Origin of the sequence: Streptomyces sp. NBC_00872 (assembly GCF_045161915.1) — a bacterium.
Lineage (GTDB): Bacteria > Actinomycetota > Actinomycetes > Streptomycetales > Streptomycetaceae > Streptomyces.
In genome coordinates, this window is the sequence record NZ_CP108806.1 from 2644634 (window position 1) to 2666465 (window position 21832).

Sequence of the window (21832 nt, forward strand, 5' to 3'; positions counted from 1 at the left end):
GCCCGATGAGCCAGGCGGCGCAGAATCTGAACTGGTTGATCACCAACTTTGTGGACAACACCCCCGGGGTGTCCCACACGGTGGTGGTCTCCGCCGACGGACTCCTGCTGGCCATGTCCGAAGGTTTCCCGCGTGACCGCGCCGATCAGCTCGCGGCCGTGGCGTCCGGTCTGACCTCGCTGACCGCGGGGGCGTCCCGGATCTTCGAAGGCGGTGCCGTCAACCAGACCGTCGTCGAGATGGAGCGGGGCTTCCTCTTCATCATGTCCATCTCGGACGGTTCCTCCCTGGCCGTCCTGGCCCACCCGGAGGCCGACATCGGCCTGGTGGGATACGAGATGGCTCTTCTGGTCGACCGGGCCGGTACGGTCCTCACCCCGGATCTCCGGGCCGAGCTCCAGGGAAGTCTGCTCAACTGACAGACAGTGCGCTGCTCGCCACCGCACCATTAAGGTGCGGTGGCGCGGACCCACAGGCCCGTCAGCATCGGCCCGGCGACCGGCAGTCGGAGGAGGAAACGTGGCTACACCCCCGGACGGACATCCCTATGACTATGACGGTGTACAGCGGTCCCCGGGCGAGCACGCGCGGAACCGCTTCAACTTCCCCTCCGCGCCGAGCGGTCAGATGCCCGGTCAGGGCGCGGGACGCCCGCAGCAGCCTTACCATTCCCAGCAGCAGCCGTACGAACCGCCTCAGCGGCAGCCGTACGAGCGGCCACGGCGGCCCCGTATCCAGCCGGTACCGCCGCGGCAGGGCCAGGAGCAGCCCGCTCCCGCCATGAATACGCACAACCCGTTGGTCCGTCCGTACGCCATGACCGGCGGCCGGACGAGGCCGCGGTACCAGCTCGCCATCGAGGCACTGGTCAGCACGACGGCCGATCCGTCCCAGCTCCAAGGGCAGTTGCCCGAGCACCAGCGGATCTGCCGGCTCTGTTTCGAGATCAAATCGGTCGCCGAGATCTCGGCGCTCCTCTCCATCCCCCTGGGCGTCGCCCGGATCCTCGTAGCCGACCTGGCGGAGGCCGGACTTGTCGCCATCCATCAGCCCGGCGGCGACGAGGCCGCCGGTGGCCAGCCAGACGTGACACTGCTCGAAAGGGTGCTCAGTGGACTTCGCAAGCTCTAGCGGCGGTGCAGCCCGCTCAACCACCAGCGCGAAGATCGTGGTGGCGGGCGGCTTCGGCGTGGGCAAGACCACGTTCGTCGGCGCCGTCTCGGAGATCAACCCGCTGCGTACCGAAGCCGTCATGACCAGCGCCTCCGCAGGCATCGACGACCTCACCCACACCGGAGACAAGACCACCACCACCGTGGCCATGGACTTCGGACGCATCACCCTCGACCAAGACCTCATCCTCTACCTCTTCGGCACCCCCGGACAGGACCGCTTCTGGTTCATGTGGGACGACCTCGTCCGCGGCGCCATCGGCGCCGTCGTCCTCGTCGACACCCGCCGCCTCGCCGACTGCTTCCCCGCCGTCGACTACTTCGAAAACTCAGGACTCCCCTTCGTCATCGCCCTCAACGGCTTCGACGGACACCAGCCCTACACCCCCGACGAAGTACGCGAAGCACTCCAGATCGGCCCCGACACCCCCATCATCACCACCGACGCACGCCACCGCGCCGACGCCAAAAGCGGACTCATCACCCTCGTCGAACACGCCCTCATGGCACGACTCCGGTGATTCCGCGCGACCGTGGCCGCCATGCCCGCGGTCACGGTCGCGCCCCGTACACGGACGCACAGCCGTAGAACGGACGCACAGCCGCACAAGCGGCGGACGCGCAGACGAAGGCCCCCGCACTCACGAGGAGTGCGGGGGCCTTCGTACAGGCGGAGTGAGTCCTGGGAATCAGCCCTGCCAGCTGTGCGGGGCACGGAAGCCGGGGGTGCGCTCAAGGCGGCGCCAGCCGGCCGTGGAGCTGCCGTGGTGGGCCGGGGCGTCCTGGCGGGCCGCGGCGCGGGCCATCAGGACGGCGGTGATGGCGGCCAGCTCCTCGGGGCCGGCCTGCCCCTTCTCGACGCGCAGCAGGGATTCGTTCGTGGATTCGCTCATGGAGTCGTATCTCCGTCTTCTCGGCGGGAGGGCGCGGGACGCAGGGTCACTGCGGGGGGTTGCCGTGCTTACGGGACGGCAGGTCCGCGTGCTTGGTGCGGAGCATCGCGAGCGCACTCGCGAGCACCTCACGGGTCTCGACGGGGTCGATGACGTCATCGACCAGTCCGCGCTCCGCCGCGTAGTAGGGATGCATCAGCTCGGCCTTGTACTCCTTGACCATCCGAGCGCGCATGGCCTCCGAGTCCGCGGCTTCCGCGATCTGCTTGCGGAAGATGACATTGGCGGCACCCTCGGCGCCCATCACCGCGATCTCGTTCGTGGGCCAGGCGTAGGTGAGGTCGGCTCCGATGGACTGGGAGTCCATCACGATGTAGGCGCCTCCGTACGCCTTGCGCAGGATCAGGGAGATCCGCGGCACGGTGGCGTTGCAGTAGGCGTACAGGAGTTTGGCACCGTGCCGGATGATCCCGCCGTGCTCCTGGTCGACCCCCGGCAGGAAGCCGGGCACGTCCAGCAGCGTCACGATCGGGACATTGAAAGCGTCGCACATCTGGACGAAGCGCGCAGCTTTCTCGGACGCCTCGATGTCCAGCACGCCGGCGAGGGACTGCGGCTGGTTGGCGACGATGCCGATGACCTGGCCGTCCAGCCGGGCCAGGGCGCAGATGATGTTCCGCGCCCAGCGCTCGTGGACCTCAAGGAAGTCGCCCTCGTCAACCAGTTCCTCGATCACCTTGTGCATGTCGTACGGGCGGTTGCCGTCCGCGGGCACCAGATCGAGCAGTACGTCGGAGCGGCGGTCCACCGGGTCCTGGGAGGCGACCGTGGGCGGGTTCTCGCGGTTGTTCTGCGGCAGCATCGACAGCAGATAGCGCACCTCGGCGATGCACGTCTCCTCGTCGTCGTACGCGAAGTGCGCGACGCCCGAGGTCTCGGCGTGCACATCCGCGCCGCCGAGGCCGTTCTGGGTGATCTCCTCGCCGGTGACCGCCTTGACGACGTCAGGACCGGTGATGAACATCTGCGAGGTCTCGCGGACCATGAAGACGAAGTCCGTGAGGGCGGGGCTGTAGGCGGCGCCGCCCGCGCAGGGGCCGAGCATCACGCTGATCTGCGGGATGACGCCGGAGGCACGGGTGTTGCGCTGGAAGATGCCGCCGTAGCCCGCGAGCGCGGAGACGCCCTCCTGGATCCGGGCACCCGCGCCGTCGTTGAGCGAGACCAGCGGGGCACCGGCCGAGATGGCCATGTCCATGATCTTGTGGATCTTGGTGGCGTGGGCCTCGCCGAGGGCGCCGCCGAAGATACGGAAGTCATGCGCGTAGACGAAGACCGTACGGCCCTCCACCGTGCCCCAGCCGGTGATGACACCGTCCGTGTACGGCCTCTTGGCCTCCAGGCCGAAGCCGGTGGCGCGGTGCCTGCGGAGCTGCTCGACCTCCTTGAACGATCCCTCGTCGAGCAGCAGCTCGATGCGCTCGCGCGCGGTCAGCTTGCCCTTGGCCTTCTGGGCCTCGGTCGCGCGGTCGCTGGGCCCTCGGCGGGCTGCCTCACGCAGGGCGTGCAGTTCGGCCACACGCCCCCGGGCATCGGTGGGCTCGCTCGGCGTCTCGTCCACTACGGTCATGTGCCAACCCTACGAAGAGCACCGGGGAAAACACGCCGTAGACTCCACACAGTCTCCTGGCGGTATTCCTGGTGGGCCTGGACAGAACCCGGCCGGATGCGGGGTCCCCGGACAGCAACGTACCCCCGGCTCTTGTGGGATTCCCCTAGATGTCAGATGAACGACATCTCACAGCGATGGGTGGCACCAGCCGTCCCCGGGTCGATCCTCAGCCGTAGCGTACGCCCCGCCGAGAGCACCTCGACCGAGGGGTCGTGGGCCGTGACGCGCCGTACCCTCCGGTCCCAGTGGACCTCCAGCGGCCGTCCTGAACGCGGGGGTTCGGCGACACGGAGCGTCGCGGTACGGCCGCGGACCACGGCGAGGACGCTCGCGGGCGCGGTCGCGGTGAGCGGCCCAGCCGTACCGGGGCGCCAGAAATTGACGGCGGTGCAGCCGAGCGGGTGGATCGCGACCGCCTGGCAGCCTTCCGTGTTGGCGAGGATCTCCAGCCAGTGACGGTCCGCGGCGCGGGCCGCCAGGGCCCGCCGGGAGACACCGGGCATCAGCACATAGGCATAGCCCGCGCACCTCGGATCGATGCCGTGGTCGAGCCAGAGGGTCCGGTAGCGGCGTGTACGCCGTTCGGGGGAACTGGTGGTGTTGATGTCGCTCCATGCGCCGGTGCGCTCCTCGGCGAGGGTCCCGAGCCGCGCGCCGCCGGGGAAGAGCCAGCCGCCGTGCCCGTCGAGATGGGCCCAGCGGGGGCGGGCGCGGTCGTCGAGCGTGAAGGCGCGGGTGCCCCGCTCCCCCAGGTTGCGGTTGTCGACGACCGTCTCGACCGGCACTCCGTCCGTACAGGTGATCCCGGCGCCCAGACAGACGACGGCGTCGGTGAGGAAGAACCAGGACTTACGGGCTTCGAGGGTGGAGCCGAGGCCCTTGAGATGCTGTCCGACGGCGGCGAACGTCCCGTCGGTCGTGCCGCCCACCCACCGTACGGCGGGCCTGGGCGCGCCCCACTCGCCGCCCTCCCGGTCCGCGAGGCGCCTGGTGGACACGGTGGTACCGGGCAGCCGGTACGGGTCGACGGTGGGCCAGAACCAGTCGGTGTACTGGTCGTTGCCCCGGTCCGCGCACCACCAGGAGAGCATTCCCGCGCCGGTGTGCCAGCCGCGCGGATTCTCGCCGTTGCCGCACTCGTAGTGCGCGATCCGCTCGGAGGCCATCGAGAGCGCGGCGGCCCAGCCGGGCCCCCGGTGCACGGCCCGGTCCATCGAGGCGAAGAGCCGGTGGCCGACCGGCTCGGGAACCGCGGGTACGTCCGAGGCGGCGAGCGTGTGCAGCCGGGCGAGATCGTCGACGTCGAACCGCGGTGCGGTGAGGACCGGGGACACGGTGTCCCGCTCGATCCAGCCCTTGACCAGCCCGGTCCACCGCTCGCGCGCGGCCGGCGGCGCCCCGCCCGCGAGCAGCGCGACGGCCGCGGCGATCCCCTGCCCGTGGAAGTGGTCTCCGTGCGGCACGCCCCGTTCGTCGCTCTTGAGGTGACCGCGGCTGATGGCACGTCCGTTGACGCAGTCCATCATCAGACCGTTGTAGATCAGCGGTGCGTAGGCGTGCTCCACGCTGTCGAGTACGGTCCGCCGGCCGGGGTCGGTGACGGCCCAGGAGGACCCGGCGAGCAGGGAGAAGAGCCGGCCCAGACCGTCCAGCAGGACCTGTCCGTACGTACCGGAGTAGGCGACCCAGGTGTGCTGGACGAAGGAGCCGTCGGCGTAGAGCCCGTCCCCCTCGGTGACATGGGGGAAGACGGGGGAGAGCGCGTCACGGGCGAGGGCGATCTTGGCGGGGGTCCGGCCGAGGACCCCGCGCAGGGCGACGGAGCGGCAGAGGTCGACCCGGTTGGCGCCGGTGCTGATGCCTGTGTACGGGCCGAGGAGCGCGTCCGGGACGAAGTGGTCGACGGCCGCGCAGGCCGCCGCGCGCAGTTCCTCGCCGAGCCGGCCGTACAGGACGGCGGTGATGTCCATCAGCAGCCGGGGGCTGCCGATCCGCCACTCCCACCAGTTGCCGTAGGGGGTGGCCGAGGGGCGGTAGACGGTGGCGGAGAGATGGGCGAGACCGCGTACGACATCGGCGAGGAGGGCCGGGTCGCCGGTGAGAGCGGTGCCGGGCCGGGCGTACGCCTGGGTCATGGTCCAGAGCCTGCTGTAGCTCCGGGTGATTCCGGCCGGCGGATCGAAGGGGATCCCGGGCCAGAGACGGGTGGCGGCCGGGGCCATCGACCGCTGGAAGTCCGCGGCCAGTGCGGCGGTGCCGGCGAGCCGGTAGGCGTAGGGCTCGGCGGCGGGGTCGTAGCCGGTGCCGAGCCGAAGGCCCGTCCAGCGCAGCCGCAGTTCGTCGAACTCGTCGGCGGAGGGCGCTCGTTCGCGTACGGGGCCGAGGGCGGCCGCTCCGGTCACGGCCAGCAGGGCGCGGCGGGACAGCGGCGACCGGGACAACGGCGACACGGGGACCTCCGCGCTGGGGACGGACCGGTAGAAACCGGTCTAGCACGGTCCAGCACGGGTCCGGCGTGCGTTGCCGCGGAAGGGCACTGCCCCGCTCCCCGGTCGGCCGGGGAGCGGGGCAGCGGTTCCACGGGTGGGACGGTCAGCAGCCGCCGCAGTTGTAGAAGGTCACGTCCCAGTGGTTGCCCTCGTCGGCGTAGAGGTTGCCGGCGCCGGACTGCCACTGCGGATAGCCGTCACCGCGCGGGCCGATGTAGGTGAAGTTGTTCTTGACGTAGTTGGTGAGACAGGTGGCCTTGCCGAAGTCGAGCTTGTAGCCGTTCCAGTGCGAGTACGTGCCGCTCGCGTGGCCCGTCTCCGTACCGCCCGTGATGTTCAGGGCGCAGCCGCTGGCGCTCCGCAGGGTCTGCGCGCCCTGCGCCGACTCCAGGTTGAGCTGGTCGAACGAGGTGCAGGTCGGGTTGTTGCGGTTGGAACAGCCACCGGACGAGGACCAGGTGATGCCCCGTGAGCTGAACATCGAGGTCGCCGTCGCGTGGGTGATCTTCGTCGCCGCGTGGGCGTCGCCCGCCGAGCTGAACACGCCGAAGCCGGGGGCGAAGAGCGCGCCCAGGACCAGGGCGAACGCGGTGAGTACCGAGCGAAGTTTCATGGGGGGATTGCCTCCTGCTGGGAACCGTTGGTGTCGATGGGGCAGCGGTGCAGGTGGTAGCAGACAGATGGTGCCCGATGTCTACGCGCGTCCGCCAGGGTGCGGGGAACTCGATCGGATGACATTGTTGAATTTTGAACGAGACAGGTCTATGGTCACCGTAGTTCAAGGTTTAACAACCAAGCGACCGCATTCTCAGGAGGAACCATGGCCCTCTTCGGCCGTAAGAACGACAGCGCTCCGGCCGGCTCGGGCACCGCGGTGGCCGACCCCGCTCTGACCGCGCTGACCGGCGAGTACACCATCGACCCGGCGCACAGCACCATCAGCTTCACCGTGCGGCACGCGATGGTCACCAATGTCCGCGGCTCGTTCAACGAGCACGAGGGCACCCTGAACCTCGACGGCTCCAACCCGGCGGCCTCCACGGCCTCGATCGACGTCTCCATCGCCAGCGTCGACACCGGGATCCCCGACCGCGACGGACACCTCCGCAGCGCCGACTTCTTCGACGCGGAGACCTTCCCGAAGATGTCGTTCCGCTCCACGTCGACCGAGCAGATCGACGCCGAGACCTACCGGGTCACCGGCGATCTGACCATCAAGGACACCACCCGGCCGCTCGCCATCGACCTGGAGTTCCATGGCTCCGCCACCGACGTGTACGGCAACGAGCGGGTCGGCTTCGAGGGCAGCGCGACCATCCTGCGCTCCGACTGGGGCCTGACCTGGAACGCGGCGCTGGAGACCGGCGGTGTGATGGTCAGCGACAAGGTCAAGCTGACCTTCGACATCTCCGCGATCAAGAAAGCCGCCGAAGCCGCCTGACCGGGCGCGTCATACCGGGCGCGGGGCGACGGTGAGGGGAGCGGCGGGGACGCGGGAACGCGGGCAGGACCCGCGGTCCGGGCGCGGGCGGGACCCGGGCCCTGTCCGGTCGGACAGGGCCTAGAAACCGCCCCCGCCGTCGAACCCTCCGCCGCCGCCGAAGTCCCCGCCCCCGCCGAAGCCTCCGCCGCCGAAGTCGTCCGGGTTGTAGTCGGCGCCCGAGTAGTCGCCGCCGCCGTAGCCGGAGTAGTCGCCGCCGCCGAAGTCCGCGGCGTAGGCGGGCGTCGCCATCACCGAGCCGAGCATCGTGCCCACCAGCAGCCCCGGCAGCAGCCCGCCGCCGAAGTAGCCGCCGGCCCACGGTCCGTACACGGGTCCGGCCTCCCAGTAGGGACGGGGGCCGTTCGCCGTCTGCACCGTACGGGTCATCGGGTCGTCGCCCTCGGCCAGCCGGGCCGCGTCGGCGGCGCAGACCGGCACGGTCCGCCGTACACCGGCGGGCGGGGCCCACTCCGCGTCGGCCGTCGAGGGGCCGTGGCGCGGGTCGAAGAAGCACGGCGAACGCCGCTCGGGGAGCGGGGCGCCCTTTCTGCGCGCGTCCAGCACCGCCAGTGAGAACCGGCCGTCCTCCAGCGCCTCCGTCACCCCGCGTACGTCGTCGGGCCGCTGGGCCGAGCCCATCAGGGACTTGGCCTTCTCGTACGCGTCGAGGGAACGCTCGTACTCCGTGCGCATCGCGTCGTCGGCACCCGCCTCGGCGGGGTGGAAGTCGAGCCGGTCCAGCTCCTCACCGAACGCGGTGATGTCCTCGTCGACCACGACCCGCAGCTTGTCCAGCGCCTCGCGCTCCCGGTCGGTCCGCTTGCGGCGGTTGTGCCGCGCCACGCCGTAGGCACCCGCGCCGCCGGCCACGAGCACCGAGCCGAGCACGATCAGCCCGGTGGACGAGCTGCCGGCGTCGCCCGAGCCCGTCGTGTCCCAGGACGCCGGGGCCTGGCCACGGATCTGCGGGAGCGCCTGGTCGACGAAGTTGTTCAGCTCGGTCGCCGCGTCCACGGGACCGCCCGCCTTGACCGCGCTGGTGAGATCGCGGACCGCCTGCTGGGAGAGCACGGCGGAGTCGGCGCCCGCGTCGAAGCCGTCACCGAGACGGATGGCGTACAGGCCCGTGATCCCGGTCTCGGCCCGCACCGAGTTCAGCACGGTGGCGGCGGGGAACTGGGCCGTATCGGGCAGGACGGCCACGAACAGCGGTTTGTCCGCGTCCTTGATCTTCTTGGCCAGGGCCTCGGCCTCGGACGTCGAGAGCCGGCTCGCGGCCCCGGGGTCCACATAGACGGGTCCGTCCTTGAGAGCCTCGGCCACGGTCTCGGGGCCGGTGGCGGCCTCCGCGGCGGGCGCCATTCCCAGGGCCGCCGCCGAGCCGGCGAGCAGCATCCCGGAGAGCGTGGAGTACAGCCTCGTCCTCATACATTGACGCTACCCGAAACGCGCCAAGATGGGGCAGGGGTGAGCAAAAGCGAAAGCAGAGCGACAGAGAAAGAAGCGGGAGCGCCAGGAAAAGAGCGCCGGGAAAAGCGCCGGAGAAGTACGTCGTGGAAGAGCGCCGGAGAGGAAAAGGGTGAGGCACCCGGGCCCGCCGGCCCGGGTGCCTCACCCATGGGGGTTCCAGGGCTGGTCAGGCGGCCCTGTACGCCGCCGTCAGCCTCTCCACCGCACCGGTCAGATCACCGGTGAGCAGCAGATGGTCCGCGTCCGCGAAGGGCTTCGCCGAGGCGGGGGTGATGTCGTCCCCGATCCTCTGCTGGACGAGCAGTCTGGCCTGGCCGACCAGCTCCCTGCCCTGCGCGGACCTGCCGAGCCCCGCCTTCTCCAGCACACGGGCCGCGACACCGAGGGCGGCGAGGGTCAACTGCCCGCCGCCGGGCGGTGCCTTGAGGGTCGTCAGCCCCCAGCCGTACGGGAACTGCGGGTCGTAGACCGTGTCACCGACATTGATCGGCAGCGACTCGACCGACTTGGGCCAGGTCACCGGAAGCTGACCGGTGAAGGCCTTCCTGCCGTAGAGGACATCGGCCACACCGTCGCCCTCGCTGCCCGGCAGCCAGGACGCCACCAGCGCGTCGATGTCACCGAGCTGGTCACCGATGAGCTGCGGACGGCCCGAGACGATCAGAACGGCGCACTTCATGGCGGCGCAGACGGTGTCCACGGCCTGCCGGTCCTCCTCGGACAGATTCAGGTCATGGCCGTTGCCGACATCGCCCTGGCCCTCGGCGTACGGCTTCTCGCCGACGACGACCACTCCGACGTCATGGCCCCCGGTGGGGGCGGTGGCGTCCTCGGAGTAGGTGAGGGCGGCGTCGGGAGCGGCCTTCCGCATGCCCTCCAGAATGGTCGTCCCGGTGGTGGTGCGCCCGGAGCCGCCCTGCCAGGTGATGGTCCAGCCGCCCATCTGGTTGCCCAGATCGTCGGCGTTGGAGCCGGCCACGTACACCTTCTGCGACGGCTTGAGCGGCAGGACCGCGCCCTCGTTCTTCAGCAGCACCTGCGACTTGGCCGCCGCCTCGCGGGCCACCGCCCGGTGTTCGGGCGAGCCGATCTTCGACCGGTTGGTGGTGTCCGCGTACGGCTTCTCGAAGAGGCCGAGCCTGAACTTCTGCTCCAGGATGCGGGACACGGCGTCATCGATCCGGGCCTGGCTGATCCGGCCGGCCGTGACCTCGGCCTGAAGGGTCCGGGTGAAGTCCTTGTACGCCGTCGGGACCATGATCATGTCGAGTCCGGCGTTGATGGAGGTACGGACATCGCTCGCGTAGTCGCCGGGGATCTGGTCGATCGCCTGCCAGTCGCTGATGACGAAGCCCTTGAAGCCCATCCGGTCCTTCAGCTCACCGTTGATCATGGCGCCGTCGGCGTGCATCTTCACCGCGGGCCTGTTCTCGTCGGTGATCTCCAGCGAGGAGTACGAGGGCATGACCGTGCCCACGCCCCGCTTCACGGCGTCCTCGAACGGCGCGAGATGGATGGTCTCCAGCTCCTTGCGGGTGACCTTGGTGACGCCCTGGTCGATGGTGTACGAACCGGTCGTGGACGAGCCGTACTCGGTGCCGCCGTCACCGACGAAGTGCTTCGCCGTCGCCAGCACCTTGTCGTTGCGGTCCAGACCGCTGCCGGACGCGGGGCCCTGCATACCGTTGACGACGGTGTCCATGGCGACGACCAGCGCGGGGTCCTCGCCGAAGGTCTCGTACGTACGGCCCCAGCGCTCGTCCCTGCCGACACAGACGCAGGGCGCGAAGTCCCACGGGATGCCCGTGGCCCGTACCTCGTTCGCCGTCACCGCGCCGGTCCGCTCCGCCAGCGCCGGGTCACGGGTCGCGCCGAGACCGATGTTGTGCGGCATGATCGTCGCGCCGATGACGTTGTTGTGGCCGTGCACCGCGTCCACGCCGTAGATCAGCGGGATCTGGAAGCGGGTGGCCTGCGCCCTGAGCTGGAAGGCGTCGATCATCTTCGCCCAGGCCTCGGGGGTGTTGGGCGTCGGTACGGACCCGCCGCCGGAGAGCAGCGAGCCGAGGTCGTAGGCGGCGATGTCGCCCTGGGCCGTCAGCGCGTTGCGCTCGGCCTGGGTCATCTGGCCGGCCTTCTCCGCGAGGGAGAGCCGGGAGACGAGGTCCGCCACCCGCTTCTTCACCGGCAACTTGGCGTCGAGGTACGGCAGACCGTGGGCGTCGATGACGGCCTGCGGGTTCTCGGCCGGGGCCTTGGCGCCGGTGACGGTGAGCGCGAGCGGTACGGTCTCGGCGCTCTCGGCGGCCCTGTCCTTGACCGTGGGGATCTCGACGGTCCGTGAGGTGCCCGAGGCGCTGCCGGCCGGGAAGGTGACCGAGCCGGAGACGGCCGGGTAGTCCTTGCCCGCCTCCGCCGTGCCGCCCCCGGCGGTGTAGTCGACCGTCACGGGCTCCTCGATCGGGCCGGAGCCGGTCGTCGCGACCGAGATCCGCACCTTGGCCGCGGTGCCCTCGGCGACGGGATATACAGCCGCGTCGGTGACGACGCTCGCCGTCAGGCTCGGATCGGCCTTGCCGTACAGCTCCACCCCGTCGAGGGCGAACCGGCCCGGCGCGCCCGTCGGCAGGGTGACGGCGTAGCCCCACATCTCCGTCAGACCGAGGACCTGGTCGATTCCGCCGACCGGCTGATAGTCGGTGCGGTACTGGAAGTCGGCGAAGGGTATCTCGACCTGGTGCCAGCCCTCCCAGTCGTCGGTGAAGGACGTCGTCCACAGCTCGGAGGCCTCGCCGTTGGCGCCGCCGTCCTTGATCTCGAAGTTGATCCGCTTGCCGGAACCGGGCGGCAGGGGCGCGGTGTTCTGGCCGTACCACCAGAAGCGGATGCCCCGGTGGGCCGACCAGTCGTGGGACGGCTCGTCGAAGGCGAAGTCATGGCTGAACCCGCCGTACCCGTTGATGTCGTAAGCGCCTTCGAGGACCTTGGCGCCCTCGGGGGCGTCGGCGCGCTCCGCCAGACTCAGCTGCGGCGGGTCGTCGGCGTCGCCGCCCCAGGTGAAGATGCCTCCCTCGGGCGGCCCCGCGAAGGGCACCTCGCCCTCGAAACGGTCGACGGCCACCGGGGCCGGTTCGTCCGCCGCGGCGGACGGACCGGCTCCCGCGAGGGGCAGCAGCCCCGCCAGGACGGCGGCGGCGAGAAGCGCCGCCGTCCTGGTGCCGGGCCGCGGTCTGACACGTGTGCCTCGCATCGTGCTCGTGCTCCTTGTATCGCTGATGCCCCCGGCGGCTCTGGTGCCGCCGGGGGCGCTGTCGCCGTTGCGTCCGTTCGACGCCGCCGCTACTTCTGCTCGACCCGGACCCAGTCGATCTCGGCCTTGATGCCGCCCTGGGCGATCCGGTCGACGCTCGACTGCGGCAGGCCCCAGTACGGCTGGGTGACCTTGTTCCAGCCCGCCGGATAGGCCCCGCCCAGCGCGAGATTGAGAATCACGTACTGGTTGTGGTCGAAGACCCACTTGCCCCGCGTGGACTCCAGCTTCTGGCGGGACGTCTCCTGCACCACCCGGTCGTCGACGGTGAAGCGCATGCCCTCGGGCTGCCACTCCACCGCGTAGGTGTGCCACTCGTCGGCACGCCCGCCGTTCGGGAAGGTCTGTGTCTTGCCTATGTTGCCGTCGGCCGAGTAGCCGGGACCGTGCAGCGCGGTGCTGGTCCAGTCCCCGTACCCGATGTTCTCCATGATGTCCGTCTCGCCCGAGCCCGGCCACGAGACGGCCGGGTCGTCGACATCGCTGCCCAGCAGCCAGAAGGCCGGCCAGAAGCCGTCGCCGACCGGCAGCCTCATCCGGCCGCTGACCTTGCCGTAGGTGAAGTCGAACTTGGTGTTGGTGTCGATACGGCCGGAGGTGAAGTCGTAGGTCCCGCCGCCGGGCACGGTGGTGCAGCCCTTGCAGTACTTCGACTCCAGGACCAGGCTGCCGTTCTCGGTACGGATGTTGTTCGGCGAGTCCACATAGGCCTGGGACTCCCCGTTGACCGAGTTCATCTCCGTACCGGTACGGACCACCCGCCACTTGTTGCGGTCGAGTCCCGAGCCGGTGAAGTCGTCGAAGAAGGTCGTACGGTAGGCGGCGCCGGAGTTCTTGGGCAGCGCGGGATAGGCCGCCGCCGCGGTGCCGCCCGTGCCCCAGACCTGGAACTCGTACAGCGAGTAACCGAACTGGGCGGTCGAGGGCGCCGGGTTGTAGAAGGAGCGGCGCTCCTTGCCCAGCATCCGGATGTAGCGGGCGGTCGCCGGGGTGGAGAGGGTGACGGTGTCACGCCGGCCCGCGGCCTCCCCCGGAGCCTTGATGTCGGCGCGGCGGGCCGCGACCTCACCGGCGGACGGCCGGTGGACCGTACGCCAGGTCCGGTTGTCGTCGGAGACCTGGAGTTCGTAGTCGACGGCGTACGCCGCCTCCCAGTACAGGTCGACCGCCTCGATCCGGGACGGAGTGCCCAGATCGACACCGACCCAGCGGTCGGCGTTCCAGTCGCTGGCCCAGCGGGTCTGGTCGCCCTTGAGATCCGCGGGCCAGCCCCCGTCGGTCACATAGGCGGGGGAATTCCCGGCGTGCTGGTAGAGGTTGCCGTACGCCGGATGGTTGAGGGCGAGGTTGGTACGGGTGGTGGAGGCGGGCGCGGGCTCGCCTCCGTACACCTGGAAGGAGAAGAGGGAGTAGCCCCAGGCGGTCGCCCGCTGCACACCGCGCATCCGGACATAGCGCGCGGTGACTTCCTGGGGATAGGTGTGGGCGGTCACGGTGCCGCCGGTGCCGTCGGTCTCGGTGTAGAAGCTCGTCCAGTTCGTGCCGTCCTTGGAGGCTTCCAGGACGTACTGCTTGCCGTAGGCCGCCTCCCATTCGAGCTTGACCTGGTTGACGCGGATGACGCTGCCCAGGTCGATCCTGATCCAGGCGGTGTCCGTGAAGTCGCTCGCCCAGCGGGTGGCGGCGTTGCCGTCGACGGCTCCCGAGGCCGGGGTGTCGGGGTTCTCGACGCCCGACGCGGTGACGGCGGCGGGGCTGGCGGCATAGGCCGACGCCGCCCGGTCGGTGTTCCAGGCCGCCGCCACGGCCGCGGCCTGAGCGGACTGCTGGGGTACGGGGGCGCTGAACGCGAGAGGGGCCGACAGCGCGAGAAGCGCCGCGGTGGCGGCCACCAGAGTCGTACGTGAGGGCATCGATGCCTCCTGTGGGGGGAGTGCGGGTGGGTGGAGCGATGTCCGTACGGGGTGCTGCCGTGCTGTGCGGAGTGCTGAGTACGTCGAGCGGAGTGCTGCTGGGTACTGCTGGGTACTTGGGCGCTGCTGGTTGCTGGGTGCTGGGTACCGCTGGTGTCCGTGCCGGGTGGGGCTGGGCTGTGTGGGGCGCCCGACGGTGGTCTCCGTGGCGATCACGGAGCCTTCAGGCCTTTACGGGGTTTTACGGGGCCGACTTCCGCACGATCAGTTCGGTGGGCAGGACGACCGGTTCGTCCGGCGCGGACGCCCCGCCCAGATGTCCGAGCAGCATCGTCGCCGCCGTCTCGCCCATCTCACGCGCGGGCTGGTGGACGGTGGTCAGCGGCGGCTCGGTGTGCTGGGCCATCGGGATGTCGTCGAACCCGACCACCGCGATGTCGCCGGGAACGCTCCGCCCGGCGGCCCGCAGGGCCCGCATCGCGCCCGCCGCGCTGATGTCGTTTTGCGCGAAGACGGAGTCGAAGGGGACCTCGCCGGCGAGGAGTTTCTCCACCGCGAGCCGTCCCGACAGCTCGGTGAAGTCCCCCACCACGACCAGATCGGTCGGCAGCACCTCACGGAAGCCGCTGAGCCGGTCGCGTACACAGCCGAAATGCGCGGGCCCGGTGATGACCAGGGGCCTGCTGCGTCCGTCGGCGAGCAGATGACGGGCCGCGGACGCGCCTCCCTCGCGATTGGTGGTCACGACGGAGGGAAAGTCCTCGGGGTGGCTGCCGCGGTCGTCGATCAGCACGACGGGCAGGCCCTTGTGGTGCAGGCCGATGATGGTGTCGAGGGTGTTCTCGGGCTCGACCACGAGCAGTCCGTCGAACGCGCGGGCCGAGACCTGGGTGGTGAAGTGCTCCACCGACTCGGCGCCCCGGTTGCAGGTGAAGAGCAGCAGGCCGTAGCCGGCGGCCTCGATCGTGTCGACGACTCCCTGGAGGACCTCGCCCATCCACGGCCAGGTGAGCGAGGGCACCAGCATGCCGACCGTACGGCTGCTGCCACGGGCCAGTCCGACGGCGCCCGAACTGGGCACATAGCCGAGCTGGGCGATCACGGCCCGGACACGGGCCGCCGTACTCCGGTCGACTTCGCCCTTGGTATTGATCACCCGGGACACGGTCGTCTTGCTGACACCCGCCTGACGGGCGACGTCGGCGATCGTGACACGCATCGGGCCTCCGCTCCGAGGTGTGGAACCGGTACCGCAACCGCTTCCGGAACCGGTACCGGCGTTGGGCGGTGAGTTAACCGGCACGCAACACAGTCGTCAATACTTCACGTCGAGATTGGTCCGAACCTTTGTTACGTACCAGGCGGGTAGCAGGTCAGAGGTGTTATGCGTTCAGTTCGTGAACGCGCTGTCTCTTGACGGGAGTTCGCAACAGCAGTTCACTCACGCCGCAGGGAGCCATAGCGCAACCCGACCCCGCACGACGCACCACGCACCACGCACCACGCACCACGCACCGAGTGCACCACCCCCCACATCTCTGCCGAGAAGGGCAGCAGTTCTATGTCGAGATCGACAGGTACCGGGCGCCGGCTGACGAGGGTTCTCCTCGCCGGCGCCCTCGCCACCGCCGGGCTCACCGGCCTCTCAGCGGGTACGGCCCAGGCCGCGGGCGAACAGGTCAACATCTGGCTGACGACGACGGACGACGCGGGCGGACGCCATGTCACCCGCGGGCTCCAGCAGCAGACTCCCGTCACCTTCCAGCCGGGCAGCGGCGGCAGCGGGACGAACATCACCGTCGACGAGGGCACCCGCTATCAGACCTTCACCGGCGGCGGCGCCTCCTTCACGGACACCGCGGCCTGGCTGATGAAGGGCAGCGGAGCGCTCTCCCAGGCGACCCGTGACGACACGATGAGAAAGCTGTTCTCGCCGACCGAGGGCATCGGGCTCTCCTTCATCCGTAACCCGATGGGCGGTTCCGACCTCGCCCGGTTCGGCTACACGTACAACGATCTGCCGGCCGGTCAGACCGACCCCGCGCTCTCCCGGTTCTCGATCGCGCACGACCTGGCGGATGTGCTGCCGCTGACCAAGCAGGCCAAGCAGCTCAACCCGGCCCTGTCGACGATGGCCTCGCCGTGGACGGCACCGGCCTGGATGAAGGACAGCGGACAGCTCAACGGCGGCTGGCTGAAGGCGGAGAACTACGGCACCTACGCCGACTACTTCGTCAAGTATCTCCAGGCCTACCGCGACCAGGGCATACCGGTCGACTATGTCTCGGCCCAGAACGAGCCCACCTGCTGCGGCGGTTACCCGTCGATGAGCTGGAACGGCTCGGGTCTGGCGTTCTTCACCAAGAGCAACCTGCTGCCGAAGCTCCAGGGCGCCGGCCTGTCCACCAAGGTCCTGGCGCACGACTGGAACTGGGACACCTACGACGCGTACGCGGCCGAGACCGTGAACGACGCGGCGGTGCGCAACCACCCCAACTTCGGCGGGGTCGCCTGGCACGGCTACGGCGGGAACATCCAGAAGCAGACGGATGTCCACAACCAGTATCCGCAGCTGAACGCCTTCCAGACCGAGCACTCCGGCGGTACCTGGATCGCCAATCAGCAGCGCGAGGACATGGCGAACATCATCGACTACACCCGGCACTGGGCGAAGTCGGTGACCAAGTGGTCCCTGGCGGTGGACCAGAACCGCGGTCCGCACAACGGCGGCTGCGGCACCTGCGACGGTCTGATCACCGTCCACAACGGTGACGCGCGGCACGGCCAGGTCGACTACACCATCGAGTACTACACGATGGGTCATCTGACCAAGTTCGTGAAGCCGGGCGCGGAGCGCGTCGCCTCCACCGCCAGCACCACGGTCTCCAATGTCGCCTGGCGCAATCCCGACGGTTCCAAGGCGCTGATCGCTTACAACGACGGCTCCGGGGCGCAGCAGGTACGGGTCAACTGGGGCGGCCAGAACTTCAGTTACTCCCTGCCCGGCAAGACCTCGGCCACCTTCACCTGGGCGGGCACCCAGTCCGGCGGCTCGGACAGGACCGGCACGCTGGTCGGACTGGGCGGCAAGTGCCTGGACGTGGCGAGCGGCAGCAACGCCAACGGCACGGCCGTACAGATCTACGACTGCAACGGTTCGACGGCCCAGCGCTGGACCCTCAAGGCGGACGGCTCCGTCCAGGCCCTGGGCAAGTGCCTGGATGTCGCGGCGGCGTCGACGGCCAACGGCGCGAAGGTCCAGCTCTACGACTGCAACGGGTCGGGGGCGCAGCAGTGGAGATACGAGTCGGGCTCGGCCGATCTGGTGAACGTTCCGGCCGACAAGTGCCTTGATGTGACGGGCAATTCGTCGGCGAACGGGACCACGACCCAGCTCTGGACCTGCACCGGGGCCGGCAACCAGAAGTGGCGTCTGGCGTAGAGACCCCGATGTGATCCGGCCGTGATGCCTCCGTGCGTCCGCCCCTCCTACACTCCGCGAGGGGGGGTGGGCGCATGCGGCGTGCGATCACGGCGGTGACGGGGGCTCTGTGCACGGCGGTACTGCTGACGGGGTGCAGCCCGCCGGATCTGAGGCTGGCGGCGCTGTGGAAGGGTGAGGACGGCCGGTGGTGGGCGGAGCTGCGGCCCTGCGGGGACGATCTGCTCAACTCTCCGCATCTCAGCGGCTGGCCGACCGAGGAGACCGAGACGGCCGGTTCCGAGACGGCGGGTTCCGAGGCCGCCGGTTCCGGCGGCTCGCCGTCACCGGAACCGGAGCCGGAACCGACCATCGATGACAGCACCGGGTGGCGTACCTGGTCCATGACTCCGACGGGGCGCGTCCGCTTCCCCCTCTTCGAACCCCCGGAATCCTGGCGGGCCGAGGCGACGGGGCCGCAGGAGCTGCGCCCGGGATACACCTACGGCCTGACGTTCCGCGTCGGGGCCGACAGCAGTGTCTACCGGGGGAGCGTCTTCGCGTCCACGGAGGAACTCGCCACGCTCAGGCCCGGCCAGGTATGGGCGGACGGCCGGGCCATGAGCATGGACGAGTTCGATGACGTCGTGGCGGACCAGTGCTGACCCGGGGCCGGGGTCCGGCCCGGGGTCCGGCCCGAGGTCGGAGTCCGGCCCGGGGCCGGGGTCCGGGCTACTCCGCCGGTTCGACGCCGGCCCTCAGCAGACCGTAGGTGTACGCGTCCTCCAGGGCCTGCCAGGAGGCCGCGATCACATTCTCGGCGACACCGACCGTGGCCCAGTCGCCGGTGCCGTCCGAGGTGGTGATCAGTACCCGGGTGGTGGACTCCGTACCGTGCCGGCCCTCCAGGATGCGGACCTTGTAGTCGACCAGCTCCAGCTTGGCGAGCTGCGGATAGATCTGCTCCAGACCGACCCGCATCGCCCGGTCCAGCGCGTTGACCGGGCCGTTTCCCTCCGCGGTGGCGACGATGCGCTCGCCCTTGGCCCACAGCTTCACGGTGGCCTCGTTGGCGTGCGTACCGTCGGGCCGGTCCTCGACGATCGCGCGCCAGGACTCCGTACGGAAGTAGCTGCGGGGCCTGCCCTCCGCCTCCTCGCGCAGCAGCAGTTCGAAGGAGGCGTCGGCCGCCTCGTACGTATAGCCCTTGAGCTCACGCTCCTTGACCCGGCCGACGACCCGGGCGACCAGATCGCGGTCGCCGCTCAGATCGATGCCGAGTTCCTTGCCCTTCAGCTCGATGGAGGCGCGGCCGGCCATGTCGGAGACGAGCATCCGCATGCTGTTGCCGACCAGCTCGGGCGCGATGTGCTGGTAGAGATCCGGGTCGACCTTGATCGCGGAGGCGTGGAGCCCGGCCTTGTGGGCGAAGGCGGAGACTCCGACGTACGGCTGGTGGGTGGAGGGCGCGAGATTGACCACCTCGGCGATGGCGTGCGAGATCCGGGTCATCTCGGCGAGCGCGCCCGCGGGCAGCACCCGCTTGTCGTACTTCAGCTCCAGGGCGGCGACGACCGGGAAGAGATTGGCGTTGCCGACGCGCTCGCCGTACCCGTTGGCCGTGCACTGCACATGCGTGGCGCCCGCGTCGACGGCGGCGAGGGTGTTGGCGACGGCGCAGCCCGTGTCGTCCTGGGCGTGGATACCGAGCCGGGCTCCGGTGTCGGCCAGCACGGTGGAAACGACGGCCTGGATCTGCGCGGGCAGCATCCCGCCGTTGGTGTCACAGAGGATGACCACATCGGCGCCGGCCTCGGCGGCGGCCCGTACGACCGTCTTGGCGTACTCGGGATTGGCACGGTACCCGTCGAAGAAGTGCTCGCAGTCGACGAAGACCCGGCGGCCCTGCTCCCGCAGATGGGAGACGGTGTCGCGGATCATCTCGACGTTCTCGTCGAGGGTGGTGCGCAGTGCCAGCTCGACATGGCGGTCATGCGATTTGGCGACCAGGGTGATCACCGGGGCACCGGACTCGATCAGTGCTCTGACCTGCGGGTCCTCCGACGCCTTGGCTCCGGGCCGCCGCGTGGAGCCGAAGGCGACGAGCTGGGCGTGCCGGAACTCGATCTCCTGCCGGGCGCGGGCGAAGAACTCGGTGTCACGCGGATTGGCACCGGGCCAGCCGCCCTCGATGAAGCCCACGCCGAACTCGTCCAGGTACCGGGCGATGGCCAGCTTGTCGGCGACGGTCAGATTGATGCCCTCACGCTGCGCCCCGTCGCGCAGGGTGGTGTCGAAGACATGGAAACTGTCGTCGCTCTCCGTGGACTCTGGGGTCATGGTGCGTTGCTCCTGTCGAGTGGATGGTCTGGCTCCACTTGCCCCCATCTTCGCGCGCCGCCCGTTTTCCGCCGGGGTGGGGCCGGAAAACGAAAAAACCCCTCGCGGGTGCGAGAGGTCTGCGCGCGGGTCTGAGGCACGGTGGCCGCGCCGTACATGGTGGTACGAGGCGATCACTGCGGACCGGCGCGCTTGCTGCCGATAATCATGGCGAGCGAGAGCACGAGCCGATTTTCGCATGGCTCGCGCGGATGGGCAGAACCGTCTCACCATACGGTCGCATCCGGCTCCGCCGCCGGTCACGACGGTACGGACGCGCCCCCGATCAGAGCGATCGGGGGCGCGTCGACAGCGGTTCGAGCGGTACGAGCGGTTCGGGCGGTGGGTCGTCCACCCGCCCGGCGGGTCAGCCCAGCTCGTGCATCCAGCCATGGGGGTCGGGGGCCACGCCCCGCTGGATGTCCAGCAGGGCCGTACGCAGCTCCATGGTGACCTTGCCCGGCTCGCCGCCCGACTGGATCCACTCGGCCCCCGTCGACTTGACCGTGCCGACCGGGGTGATCACCGCGGCCGTGCCGCAGGCGAAGACCTCGGTGAGGGTGCCGTTCTCGGTGTCGCGGCGCCAGTCCTCCTTGGAGATCCGGCCCTCCTCGGAGGTGTAGCCGAGGTCGCGCGCCACGGCGAGCAGCGAGTCACGGGTGATGCCCGCCAGCAGCGAGCCGGTCAGTTCCGGGGTGACGATGCGGTCTCCGTACACGAAGTACAGATTCATCCCGCCCAGTTCCTCGACCCAGCGGTGCTCCAGCGCGTCCAGATAGACCACCTGCTCGCAGCCCTTCTCCGCCGCCTCGGCCTGGGCGAGCAGGGACGCCGCGTAGTTGCCGCCGGTCTTGGCGAAGCCGATGCCGCCCGGCACCGCGCGGACACGGTCCTCCGAGAGCCAGACCGAGACGGGCTTCACCCCGCCGGGGAAGTACGCGCCGGCCGGGGACGCGATCACCAGGAACAGATACTCGTTCGCGGGCCGCACCCCGAGTCCGACCTCGGTCGCGATCATGAAGGGACGCAGATAGAGGGAGTCCTCGCCGCCGTGCGCGGGCACCCATGCCTTGTCCTGCTCGACCAGCGCGTCGCACGCGGCGATAAAGGTCTCGACCGGCAGCTCGGGCATCGCGAGCCGGCGCGCGGAGACCTGGAACCGCTCCGCGTTGGCCTCGGGACGGAAGGTGGCGACCGTGCCGTCGGGGCGGCGGTAGGCCTTGAGGCCCTCGAAGATCTCCTGCGCGTAGTGCAGCGTCATGGTGGCCGGGTCGATCGAGAGCGGCGCGTACGGGACGAGTGCCGCGTCGTGCCAGCCCCGCCCCTCCGTCCATTTGATCGTCACCATGTGATCGGTGAAGTGGCGGCCGAAACCGGGGTTGGCCAGAATCGCCTCGCGCTCCGCGTCGGAGAGCGGATGCGCGGAGGGCTTGAGCTCGATCGTGGGCGTGGTCATGAATACTCTCGTCCTTCACCGGTTGTATATGACGGACCGCGCTCACGCCGCTACTGCTACTAGGACGTCCGAGCATTCCCGCATGCCGCGGCCCACGCAGATTATCGCGTGAACGGACGGCGGAGGAAACGGGTGAATGCGGCCCAATGCCTGCCCAAGGGCTGCCCTTGGGAT

At 69.8% G+C, this 21832-nt stretch carries 16 protein-coding genes; 6 read left to right on the plus strand and 10 right to left on the minus strand.

What is annotated here, in order from left to right:
• Nucleotides 1-5: 5 nt before the first annotated feature.
• The 3 genes from OG214_RS11240 (at nucleotide 6) to OG214_RS11250 (ending at nucleotide 1693) form a co-directional block, all read left to right on the plus strand.
• Nucleotides 6-419, plus strand: coding sequence for a roadblock/LC7 domain-containing protein (locus tag OG214_RS11240; protein ID WP_026057603.1), 414 nt, complete (start codon nucleotides 6-8; stop codon nucleotides 417-419).
• Nucleotides 420-519: 100 nt separating this feature from the next.
• Nucleotides 520-1131, plus strand: coding sequence for a DUF742 domain-containing protein (locus tag OG214_RS11245; RefSeq protein WP_363085561.1), 612 nt, complete (start codon nucleotides 520-522; stop codon nucleotides 1129-1131).
• Nucleotides 1112-1693: an ATP/GTP-binding protein gene (locus tag OG214_RS11250; RefSeq protein ID WP_031229389.1), complete on the plus strand. Its 582-nt coding sequence runs from the start codon at nucleotides 1112-1114 to the stop codon at nucleotides 1691-1693. The genes OG214_RS11245 and OG214_RS11250 overlap by 20 nt, the downstream gene beginning before the upstream one ends.
• A 168-nt stretch (nucleotides 1694-1861) precedes the next feature.
• On the opposite strand, the gene OG214_RS11255 is transcribed toward OG214_RS11250, so the two are convergent.
• The 4 genes from OG214_RS11255 to OG214_RS11270 all read right to left on the minus strand — a co-directional run bounded on the left by OG214_RS11255 (nucleotide 1862) and on the right by OG214_RS11270 (nucleotide 6839).
• Complete coding sequence (locus tag OG214_RS11255; RefSeq protein WP_363084282.1) at nucleotides 1862-2065, minus strand: acyl-CoA carboxylase subunit epsilon; 204 nt, start codon at nucleotides 2063-2065, stop codon at nucleotides 1862-1864.
• Nucleotides 2066-2111: 46 nt separating this feature from the next.
• Entirely contained in the window at nucleotides 2112-3695 is a 1584-nt protein-coding gene (locus OG214_RS11260) for an acyl-CoA carboxylase subunit beta (protein WP_363084283.1), read from the minus strand.
• A 152-nt stretch (nucleotides 3696-3847) separates the two neighbouring features.
• Nucleotides 3848-6187, minus strand: coding sequence for a polysaccharide lyase 8 family protein (locus OG214_RS11265; RefSeq protein ID WP_405984657.1), 2340 nt, complete (start codon nucleotides 6185-6187; stop codon nucleotides 3848-3850).
• A 142-nt stretch (nucleotides 6188-6329) separates the two neighbouring features.
• Entirely contained in the window at nucleotides 6330-6839 is a 510-nt protein-coding gene (locus OG214_RS11270) for a hypothetical protein (RefSeq protein WP_363084285.1), read from the minus strand.
• 207 nt (nucleotides 6840-7046) lie between these two features.
• Between OG214_RS11270 and OG214_RS11275 the strand changes: the two genes are divergently transcribed.
• On the plus strand, nucleotides 7047-7667 hold the full coding sequence (locus OG214_RS11275) for a YceI family protein (RefSeq protein ID WP_363084286.1): 621 nt from the start codon (nucleotides 7047-7049) through the stop codon (nucleotides 7665-7667).
• Nucleotides 7668-7787: 120 nt separating this feature from the next.
• Here OG214_RS11275 and OG214_RS11280 read toward each other — a convergent pair whose 3' ends face one another.
• The 4 genes from OG214_RS11280 to OG214_RS11295 form a co-directional block, all read right to left on the minus strand.
• Nucleotides 7788-9137: a hypothetical protein gene (locus OG214_RS11280; RefSeq protein WP_405984658.1), complete on the minus strand. Its 1350-nt coding sequence runs from the start codon at nucleotides 9135-9137 to the stop codon at nucleotides 7788-7790.
• 208 nt (nucleotides 9138-9345) lie between these two features.
• A complete protein-coding gene (locus OG214_RS11285; protein ID WP_405984659.1) occupies nucleotides 9346-12429 on the minus strand; it encodes a glycoside hydrolase family 3 protein in 3084 nt (1027 codons plus the stop codon).
• A gap of 89 nt (nucleotides 12430-12518) precedes the next feature.
• A complete protein-coding gene (locus tag OG214_RS11290; RefSeq protein ID WP_363083466.1) occupies nucleotides 12519-14402 on the minus strand; it encodes a discoidin domain-containing protein in 1884 nt (627 codons plus the stop codon).
• 241 nt (nucleotides 14403-14643) lie between these two features.
• The gene (locus tag OG214_RS11295; protein WP_405984660.1) at nucleotides 14644-15621 is read right to left on the minus strand and encodes a LacI family DNA-binding transcriptional regulator; all 978 of its coding nucleotides are present in this window, start codon (nucleotides 15619-15621) and stop codon (nucleotides 14644-14646) included.
• 342 nt (nucleotides 15622-15963) lie between these two features.
• On the opposite strand from OG214_RS11295, the gene OG214_RS11300 reads away from it, so the two are divergent.
• Nucleotides 15964-17844 (plus strand): RICIN domain-containing protein, encoded by a 1881-nt coding sequence (locus OG214_RS11300; protein ID WP_363083464.1) that lies wholly within the window; start codon nucleotides 15964-15966, stop codon nucleotides 17842-17844.
• Nucleotides 17845-17918: 74 nt separating this feature from the next.
• Nucleotides 17919-18488, plus strand: coding sequence for a hypothetical protein (locus OG214_RS11305; protein WP_405984661.1), 570 nt, complete (start codon nucleotides 17919-17921; stop codon nucleotides 18486-18488).
• A 67-nt stretch (nucleotides 18489-18555) separates the two neighbouring features.
• On the opposite strand, the gene cimA is transcribed toward OG214_RS11305, so the two are convergent.
• Both cimA and OG214_RS11315 read right to left on the minus strand, forming a co-directional pair.
• On the minus strand, nucleotides 18556-20163 hold the full coding sequence (gene cimA / locus OG214_RS11310; protein ID WP_363083462.1) for a citramalate synthase: 1608 nt from the start codon (nucleotides 20161-20163) through the stop codon (nucleotides 18556-18558).
• Nucleotides 20164-20569: 406 nt separating this feature from the next.
• Nucleotides 20570-21658 carry a branched-chain amino acid aminotransferase gene (locus OG214_RS11315; protein ID WP_363083461.1) on the minus strand — a complete coding sequence of 363 codons (1089 nt, stop codon included), beginning with the start codon at nucleotides 21656-21658 and terminating at the stop codon, nucleotides 20570-20572.
• Nucleotides 21659-21832 lie beyond the last annotated feature (174 nt).

What these genes read in the sequence shown, in the direction of transcription:
- OG214_RS11300 (WP_363083464.1), top strand. Translation starts at nt 15,964, where the DNA reads ATGTCGAGATCGACAGGTACCGGGCGCCGGCTGACGAGGGTTCTCCTC.
- OG214_RS11295 (WP_405984660.1), bottom strand. Translation starts at nt 15,621, where the DNA reads ATGCGTGTCACGATCGCCGACGTCGCCCGTCAGGCGGGTGTCAGCAAG.
- OG214_RS11285 (WP_405984659.1), bottom strand. Translation starts at nt 12,429, where the DNA reads ATGCGAGGCACACGTGTCAGACCGCGGCCCGGCACCAGGACGGCGGCG.
- OG214_RS11270 (WP_363084285.1), bottom strand. Translation starts at nt 6,839, where the DNA reads ATGAAACTTCGCTCGGTACTCACCGCGTTCGCCCTGGTCCTGGGCGCG.
- OG214_RS11305 (WP_405984661.1), top strand. Translation starts at nt 17,919, where the DNA reads ATGCGGCGTGCGATCACGGCGGTGACGGGGGCTCTGTGCACGGCGGTA.
- OG214_RS11280 (WP_405984658.1), bottom strand. Translation starts at nt 9,137, where the DNA reads ATGAGGACGAGGCTGTACTCCACGCTCTCCGGGATGCTGCTCGCCGGC.
- OG214_RS11255 (WP_363084282.1), bottom strand. Translation starts at nt 2,065, where the DNA reads ATGAGCGAATCCACGAACGAATCCCTGCTGCGCGTCGAGAAGGGGCAG.
- OG214_RS11315 (WP_363083461.1), bottom strand. Translation starts at nt 21,658, where the DNA reads ATGACCACGCCCACGATCGAGCTCAAGCCCTCCGCGCATCCGCTCTCC.
- OG214_RS11290 (WP_363083466.1), bottom strand. Translation starts at nt 14,402, where the DNA reads ATGCCCTCACGTACGACTCTGGTGGCCGCCACCGCGGCGCTTCTCGCG.
- OG214_RS11275 (WP_363084286.1), top strand. Translation starts at nt 7,047, where the DNA reads ATGGCCCTCTTCGGCCGTAAGAACGACAGCGCTCCGGCCGGCTCGGGC.
- cimA (WP_363083462.1), bottom strand. Translation starts at nt 20,163, where the DNA reads ATGACCCCAGAGTCCACGGAGAGCGACGACAGTTTCCATGTCTTCGAC.
- OG214_RS11240 (WP_026057603.1), top strand. Translation starts at nt 6, where the DNA reads ATGAGCCAGGCGGCGCAGAATCTGAACTGGTTGATCACCAACTTTGTG.
- OG214_RS11260 (WP_363084283.1), bottom strand. Translation starts at nt 3,695, where the DNA reads ATGACCGTAGTGGACGAGACGCCGAGCGAGCCCACCGATGCCCGGGGG.